This is a genomic window from Bacillus sp. F9_6S_D1_P_5, from assembly GCF_054823925.1.
In genome coordinates this window covers 314,890-320,889 of sequence record NZ_JBTREW010000003.1, presented here as the reverse complement: position 1 = coordinate 320,889, position 6,000 = coordinate 314,890, and the positions used below count along the sequence as shown (strand labels likewise).

At 35.1% G+C, this 6,000-nt stretch carries 6 protein-coding genes and 1 pseudogene; 5 read left to right on the top strand and 2 right to left on the bottom strand.

The window, feature by feature from the left end:
• Window positions 1–1,302: pseudogene (gene exsA / locus ACUXEY_RS06440) on the top strand (spore coat assembly protein ExsA); the annotation flags it as partial.
• A 179-nt stretch (window positions 1,303–1,481) separates the two neighbouring features.
• On the top strand, window positions 1,482–2,129 hold the full coding sequence (locus ACUXEY_RS06435; RefSeq protein WP_461300309.1) for a YhcN/YlaJ family sporulation lipoprotein: 648 nt from the start codon (window positions 1,482–1,484) through the stop codon (window positions 2,127–2,129).
• A gap of 33 nt (window positions 2,130–2,162) precedes the next feature.
• On the opposite strand, the gene ACUXEY_RS06430 is transcribed toward ACUXEY_RS06435, so the two are convergent.
• Window positions 2,163–2,597: a branched-chain amino acid ABC transporter substrate-binding protein gene (locus tag ACUXEY_RS06430; protein WP_141539409.1), complete on the bottom strand. Its 435-nt coding sequence runs from the start codon at window positions 2,595–2,597 to the stop codon at window positions 2,163–2,165.
• Between the two features lie 445 nt (window positions 2,598–3,042).
• On the opposite strand from ACUXEY_RS06430, the gene ACUXEY_RS06425 reads away from it, so the two are divergent.
• The 3 genes from ACUXEY_RS06425 (at window position 3,043) to ACUXEY_RS06415 (ending at window position 5,011) form a co-directional block, all read left to right on the top strand.
• Entirely contained in the window at window positions 3,043–3,363 is a 321-nt protein-coding gene (locus ACUXEY_RS06425; protein WP_000426921.1) for an ArsR/SmtB family transcription factor, read from the top strand.
• A 67-nt stretch (window positions 3,364–3,430) separates the two neighbouring features.
• Window positions 3,431–4,360: a DMT family transporter gene (locus ACUXEY_RS06420; RefSeq protein WP_461300308.1), complete on the top strand. Its 930-nt coding sequence runs from the start codon at window positions 3,431–3,433 to the stop codon at window positions 4,358–4,360.
• A 120-nt stretch (window positions 4,361–4,480) separates the two neighbouring features.
• A complete protein-coding gene (locus ACUXEY_RS06415; RefSeq protein WP_166702893.1) occupies window positions 4,481–5,011 on the top strand; it encodes a BofC C-terminal domain-containing protein in 531 nt (176 codons plus the stop codon).
• 12 nt (window positions 5,012–5,023) lie between these two features.
• Here the strand turns inward: ACUXEY_RS06415 and ACUXEY_RS06410 are convergent, their stop codons facing one another.
• Window positions 5,024–5,968: an iron-hydroxamate ABC transporter substrate-binding protein gene (locus ACUXEY_RS06410; RefSeq protein ID WP_166702892.1), complete on the bottom strand. Its 945-nt coding sequence runs from the start codon at window positions 5,966–5,968 to the stop codon at window positions 5,024–5,026.
• Between the last annotated feature and the right edge of the window lie 32 nt (window positions 5,969–6,000).

Sequence of the window (6,000 nt, the reverse complement as noted above, 5' to 3'; positions counted from 1 at the left end):
ATCGTGTCACCGCAAGTAAAGAAAGAAAATGTAGGAAATATCGTGTCACCGCAAGTAAAGAAAGAAAATGTAGGAAATATCGTGTCACCGCAAGTGAAGAAAGAAAACGTAGGAAATATCGTGTCACCGCAAGTGAAGAAAGAAAATGTAGGAAATATCGTATCGCCGCAAGTGAAGAAAGAAAATGTAGGAAACATCGTATCGCCGCAAGTGAAGAAAGAAAATGTAGGAAACATCGTATCGCCGCAAGTGAAGAAAGAAAATGTAGGAAATATCGTGTCACCAAATGTATCGAAAGAAAATGTAGTTATCCCACAAGTAATACCGCCAAATATTCAAGTGCCAAACATCATGCCAATCATGGACAATAACCAACCACCAAATATAATGCCAATCATGGATAATAACCAACCACCAAATATAATGCCAATCATGGATAACAACCAACCACCAAATATAATGCCAATCATGGATAACAACCAACCACCAAATATAATGCCAATCATGGATAATAACCAACCACCAAATATAATGCCAATCATGGATAATAACCAACCACCAAATATAATGCCAATCATGGATAACAACCAACCACCAAATATAATGCCAATCATGGATAACAACCAACCACCAAATATAATGCCAATCATGGATAATAACCAACCACCAAATATAATGCCAATTATGGATAATAACCCAATACCCAACATTATGCCGATCATGGATAACAACCAAATGCCGAATATGATGCCAATCATGGATAATAATCAAATGCCGAATATGATGCCAATCATGGATAATAATCAAATGCCAAATATGATGCCAATCATGGATAATAATCAAATGCCAAATATGATGCCAATCATGGATAATAATCAAATGCCGAATATGATGCCAATCATGGATAATAATCAACCACCGAATATGATGCCATATCAAATGCCATACCAACAGCCTATGATGCCGCCGAATCCGTATCATCAACCACCAAATCCATATCAGATGCCGTATCAGCAAGGAGCACCGTTTGGACCGCAATATACGTCTATGCCAAATCCAAATATGATGCCAATGGATAATAATATGCCACCGCTCGTGCAAGGAGAGGAAGATTGTGGGTGCGGAGGTGAGAGTAGGCTATATAGTCCGCAACCTGGAGGACCACAATACGCGAATCCTTTATATTATCAACCAACTCAATCGGCATATGCACCACAGCCAGGAACGATGTATTATCAACCAGATCCACCAAATGTATTTGGGGAGCCAGTTTCAGAAGAAGAGGATGAAGAAGAAGTTTAAAAAAGGTGGGATTATTCCCACCTTTTTTGTATGTAGAGTTGTTCCGGAAATGGAAGATTTATATCAAATGTTAGAAAATCCCCAGTGAAATATTAACAGTGTAAAAACCTTCTCTGTTACTCATCATAAGAGGGAGCTTTTCAGAAGAGAAGTTCATTCTAACAGAGGGGGTTTTTGTATTGAATACGAAAGTAAAAGTGATTGCTGCTTCTTTGTTAGTTACCAGTGCATTAGCTGCATGTGGTACACCAAAAGATAACAATGCAATGGATGGACGTAACTACAATTACGAGCGTACATCTTATAATGATACACACCAGTATCGTGATAATGTAACGCGTAATGATCGCTATACAGATTATGTAACATATAGAAATGGTCATAACGGTACAGGATATAACAATTATTACCGCGATGTAAATTACAACGGTCAAATTGCTAATCCGCATCCAACACGTAATATTACAATGAACAATTCATACATTAACAATGATGGTAAAACAGCAGAAAAAATAACAAATCGTGTGAAACGTATGAATAACGTAGACCGTGTGTCTACAGTTGTATATGGAAACGATGTGGCGATTGCGGTAAAACCACGTAATCCAGTATCGAATGAAACAGCGCTTGCAAATGAAGTTCGTCAAGCTGTTGCAAATGAAGTTGGAAACAGAAACGTATATGTTTCTGTAAGAAATGACATGTTTACACGTGTCGATGCAATGAGTACACGACTGCGTAACGGTACAGTTACAAACGATTTCAACCGTGACATAACAAATATGTTCCGAGACATCCGTTACGGTTTAACTGGTACTATGCGATAGTAAAACAAAAGAGGAAGGGCTAGCCTTTCCTCTTTATTCATCGTCGTCTTGTAAACGACGTTTTTTTATAAAATAACTAACGGAATAAGAACCTAAAAAGCATATAAAGAGAATACCACCTGTTAAAATAGCTTCAAAGAGAGGTCTTTCTGGACTGAAAATAATATAAATAATAGCCATAACGATTCCTACAATAAGAGAACGTAAAACAATTTTGTAATAAGGAGTTAATTTTATTTCCTTTTCGCTTTCTTCTACATCGATAGAAACGCTTAACTGTAAATAAGAAAGCACAATACTCGTGAGTATAAATAATAGCCATAATGGAGATTTCGTAATTTGATCCATTCCTTCAGTTAATCCAATATAGCCTAAAATGCCAATTATACCGAGTGATTGAAAAAGAAAAGCGATGCGTATGTTTTTTAATGTTTGTAGAATGAGACGTTCATCCTTTATTTTTTTCACAATATCCATCTCCTGTTTATTATGATTTCGCTGTCACATCAATTGTAACATATATATTACATTTATCAATTTATAATTTACATATAATTTGTTTGGATGAAAGAGGAAATAAAATATTTTTATAAACATGTTGCACTTATACGTTATTAATGTTATATTAGCAAAGCGATGAGCTAATTTACGTAAGACGAGAGATATGCTTAAGTGCTAAACACGCGAATGTGGTCGCCTGGTCTCTCGCCGTAAACGCATCAAGACGCCTGCTTTGCAGGCGTCTTTCATTTTATATGAATGTAATGGGAAGAATGGAGAAATCCAAGCTTCCCTTTTTTATTGGAATAAAAGTCGGAAAATAAAGTTATTTACAAGTGTATATGAAAGAGTTACTATTTAATGGTAATATATTACATGTTTTTTAGATATAAAAGGTTGGGATGAATAGGATATGGAGAACTTTGAATGTAGAAATACAGAAGTTGTATTAGAGAAATTTCAGGTCGTAACCCCTATATTTCAGGCGTTGGGAGATGAGAATCGTCAGCAAATTATTATGCTGTTATTAGAAAATAAACAGATGAATGTAACGCAAATAACAGATAAAATGGGGATTTCTAGACCGGCTGTTTCGCATCATTTGAAAATTTTAAGACAAGCAGAACTAATTGTAGCGGATCGAAATGGAAAAGAAATTTTTTATTCTATAATAGCTGGAGAATTTTTAAAACAGGTGAAGGATTTACTTCAAGCAATAGAATCAAATTATTAATTTTTTTTAACTAACACGTAAATAAGTTTAAACTTTTAAACCTGTTTACGTGAAAGGGGTAATAAAAATGAACAGAATAAATCGTATGTATGTCATTATGTTGCTTGTTCCGTTATTTTGGGGTGGATCTTTTGCAACAGCAGAGCATGTTATTACTGAAATTCCACCGATTACTGCGGCAACAATTCGTTTTGGTTTAGCGGGTTGTATTTTAATAGGCATCGTGTTTATGAAATCTGAGTGGAATACAAGTTTGTTATTAAAGAATTGGAAAGGACTGTTATTTGTATCATTAACAGGTATTTTTGGCTACAATGTTTTTTTCTTTATGGGACTTAACTATACTTCCACTCTGAATGGCTCGCTTATTATTGCTACAATGCCCGTTTTTGTAACATTGGGAGCAATAATGTTTTTTAAAGAGTCTTGGAGTATAAAAGTCGGAATAAGTTTAAGTTTGTCCCTTGTCGGTGTAATAGTGGTTATTACGGGTGGTTCAATGAATATACTTATGTCTTTGTCATTTAATAAGGGAGATCTTTTATTTATAGCTGCTTTAACCTGTGGGGTTTTATATAGCTTAACAGGAAAAAAGGTTATGAATGGTATCTCCCCTTTGTTAACAACAATGAGTATGACGGTATTGGGTACTGTGTTTTTAGCAGGCCTTTCTCTATATGAAGATGGGTGGGGAAAGGTTGCAACGCTCTCTTTACAGGGATGGATAGAAATGTTGTATATGGTCGTATGCGGGACGTTAGTTGGATATATCGTGTTTAATAAAGGGGTTGAAGAACTAGGTGCAAGCAAAGCTAGTATGTATTTAAATCTAACCCCTATTGTGGCTACTGGTATATCAGTTATATTGTATGGAGCAGCTGTTACGTGGCAACAAATAGTTGAGATGATAATCGTATTAATTGGGGTTTATATAGCAACGGTACAATCAAATAAAGGTATAAAAAAGTTTTCACGTAATCAATACGTTTTGAAATAGGTAGAAATCATTGGACTCTATAAGTCTTAATGAGAGTAATCTATGAATTAGGGATAAAACCTCCATTTCCGGAAAAACTACTAATGAAAGTTTGATCTTGCCTAAAAGAGGTGAACGGAAATGAGATGGATACTGATTGCGATGCAAGCTTTCGTTATGATGTTTTGTTTCGTTTATGAAACAAATGTGAAGGCGGAAGGTCCAGTACCAGAAGTAACAGAAAAAGAGCCGGAAGTTACAATTTTATTAGAGCGAATGTATGTTGATGGAGAAGTAAGTGAGGAAATATTTACAGAAAAAGTGGCAGACTTAGAAAAGTTTTTGCAGCAATATAAAGAATGGCAGCTTGTTGATCGTGATGATGTACAAATTGTATTACAAAAGAAAGTTGATGATATTTCTCCGTTATTAAAGACGAGCGGTTATTTTGGTGTGTCAGAGGAAGGGATATTACAAATTTTTAAAGGTGTACCGAAAAGTGATAATGCGATTCACTCCTTCTTCCAAATTGATATGAAAAAGCTTGAGAGTTATGAGCGTGCGAAATTGAAGCGTGGTATTCGTATTAAATCAAAAGAAGGTTTTGTGAGGACGATTGAAAAAATGAAGCAATATGCAGTGCAAAACAAGAAAAAAAGCAGCTCATGGTGAGCTGCTTTTTTCTTACTTATTTTTATCCAAAATTTGTTTTGCGATTTCATCAATTAGCATGTCTTTTCCGATTGGATTGAATGCTTTCGTATTGAAGATTTCATTGGATACTTCATATACATGATTGTTTTTCACAGCTTTATTGTCTTTCCAAACGGCACTGTTTTTGTAGTCTTCGTAAACTTTATCAGCTTCGCCGCCAAAGTTTACAATAAACATTTGATCAGGTTGGAATGCAACAAGACCTTCTAGCGATACTTGCGCCATCGTTTGTTTTAAATCTGTACCTTTTGTTGCTGGAAGTTTTAAGTCATTAAAGATGATGTCACCGTATCCGAAGCTACCGTATACGCGGAAGTTTTGTGGTGTAACTGCGACGAACATAAAGTTCTCATCTTTTGTTTTTTCTTTAATTTTTTTAGATAAAGAGTCTGCTTTTTTATCGTAGTCTGCAATCCATTTGTCTGCTTTCTTTTCTTCGTCAAATAGTTTGCCTACTTCTTTAAACTTACCGCGCCAGTCTTCTAAGTTTGTTTCTAAAACAACTGTCGGTGCAACCTTTTCTAATTGATCATAAATCTTCAATTGACGATTATTTAAAATAATTAAGTCTGGTTTTAAAGCAGTAACAGCTTCTAAATCAACTTTAGGTGCCCAGTACCAACCTACTGCTTTTACGCCATCTAATTTTTCTGTTAAGTGATTTTGGATTTTATCTTTATATGTGTTTGCTGTACCAACAGGTTTGTGTCCAAGAAGTAATAATTCTTCTGTTGATCCAGATAAGTCAACAATTCTCTTTGGATTTACTGGAATTGTCGCTTCCCCTTTAGCGTGTTTTACAACTTTTGTTTTCGGTTGTTCTTTCGCTTTTGATTCTTCTTTTTGAGAAGAACAGCCAACGATAGAAAGAACAACTAGCATAATAGTACATAAAATAAATAGCTTCTGTTTCATCCTGATGTAACCCCTTTAATTAGTATTGATAA

Excerpts from the sequence above, each read along its gene's own strand:
- ACUXEY_RS06425 (WP_000426921.1), top strand. The coding sequence starts at position 3,043 with ATGGAGAACTTTGAATGTAGAAATACAGAAGTTGTATTAGAGAAATTT.
- ACUXEY_RS06420 (WP_461300308.1), top strand. The coding sequence starts at position 3,431 with ATGAACAGAATAAATCGTATGTATGTCATTATGTTGCTTGTTCCGTTA.
- ACUXEY_RS06415 (WP_166702893.1), top strand. The coding sequence starts at position 4,481 with ATGAGATGGATACTGATTGCGATGCAAGCTTTCGTTATGATGTTTTGT.
- ACUXEY_RS06410 (WP_166702892.1), bottom strand. The coding sequence starts at position 5,968 with ATGAAACAGAAGCTATTTATTTTATGTACTATTATGCTAGTTGTTCTT.